This is a genomic window from Streptomyces sp. NPDC002130 (assembly GCF_040296465.1).
Taxonomy (GTDB): domain Bacteria; phylum Actinomycetota; class Actinomycetes; order Streptomycetales; family Streptomycetaceae; genus Streptomyces.
On sequence record NZ_JBEOXI010000858.1, the window covers coordinates 1 to 1,405 of the forward strand.

Annotated in this window: 1 protein-coding gene and 2 pseudogenes; 2 read left to right on the top strand and 1 reads right to left on the bottom strand. The window is 63.1% G+C overall.

The features are described from left to right. Together ABT116_RS46355 and ABT116_RS46360 are read left to right on the top strand one after the other, a co-directional pair. On the top strand, nt 1–618 hold a 618-nt coding region (locus ABT116_RS46355), incomplete at its 5' end, for an MFS transporter (RefSeq protein WP_351647242.1). 134 nt (nt 619–752) lie between these two features. Then, nucleotides 753–1,280: pseudogene (locus ABT116_RS46360) on the top strand (thiolase family protein); the annotation flags it as partial. Between the two features lie 24 nt (nt 1,281–1,304). On the opposite strand, the pseudogene ABT116_RS51215 reads toward ABT116_RS46360, so the two are convergent. Next, a pseudogene (locus ABT116_RS51215) lies at nt 1,305–1,405 on the bottom strand (glycine/betaine ABC transporter substrate-binding protein); the annotation flags it as partial.

A 1,405-nucleotide genomic window follows, 5' to 3' on the forward strand; every position in this document is an offset into this window, starting at 1 on the left:
CTGCTCTCCCGCACCTTCGTCAGCTGCTGCTTCCTCATCGCCACCATCTACGCGCTGACCACCGTCGTTCTCACCTGGTTGCCGTCGTACTTCGAGGTCGGCCTCGGATACAGTGCGATGCAAGCCGGTTCGATGTTCGCGCTGCCCTCGATCGTCGGTCTCGTCCTCATGATCACCTCCGGTTCCGTCACGGACAAGTTGATCGGCCGCGGCTTCACTTCTCGCACGGTCCGCGTCATCGTTCCCTGCGTCGGCGTTCTGATCTGCGGATCGATTCTCCTGTTCCTGCCACAGATCTCCACTCCCATCGTCGCTGTCGCCATGGTCTCGATCGGCTACGGGTTCTCGGCAATCACCTTCCCGCTCATCAACGCTGCAATTTCGGAACTGTGCCCGCCGCAGCAGACTGCCGGAACGATGGGATTCTTCCTCGCCATCATGTCGATCGGTGGCCTGATCGCTCCTTACGCAACGGGAGTCATCGTGGACAACGCTGCAACCCCGGCCGACGGTTACGCCCAGTCCTTCCAGGCAATCGGCGTCATCGGAGTCATCGCCGCGGTTCTGGTCCTCGTCTTCGCCAATCCCGAGCGCGATCGCAAGCTCATCCGCGGCTGAGTACTCCACGTATAGCCATTCGCTAACAAAGCTATTCACCGAAAGACATTGCCGGGTCGACCCGCTCGTGATCGACTCGAGGCACGCCCCGACCGCACAGTCGCAGAACCGGGCACGAACAGCAGGAGAGATACATGCGAGATGCCGTCATCGTCGACGCAGTACGTACACCGATCGGCCGTCGCGGCCGCGCCCTCTCGGAGATCCATCCGGCCGAACTGTCTGCACATGTGCTGCGTGCACTCGCTGAACGGACCGGACTCGACGCGGCGACGGTCGACGACGTGATCTGGGGATGCGTCAGTCAGGTCGGCGAACAGGCCGGAAGCATCGCCCGTACAGCAGCACTCGCCGCCGGCTGGCCCGACAGCGTTCCCGGCGTGACACTGACACGGGCCTGCGGATCGAGCCAGCAGGCAGTTTCCTTTGCTGCGGCCACCGTCATCTCCGGGCAGAACGACGTGGTCGTAGCCGGAGGCGTCGAATCGATGTCGCGAGTTCCGATGGGAACCGCCAGCAAGAACGGTGAGCATTTCCCGGCTTCGGTACTCGAACGCTACGGTGTGGACAGTTTCAGCCAGGGGACCGGCGCCGAGATGATGGCCCGGAAATGGGCACTCACTCGAACGGCTCTGGACGAATATTCCCTCCGCTCACACGAACTCGCGGGCCGTGCCACCGATGCAGGAGCATTCACCGGGCAGATCAGCGAAGTCCGCGTTGAGGTACTTCTGCAGCGGCGTGTGCGGGTAGGCGCAGGCGACCTTCTCCGGGTCGGCGTCGCAGC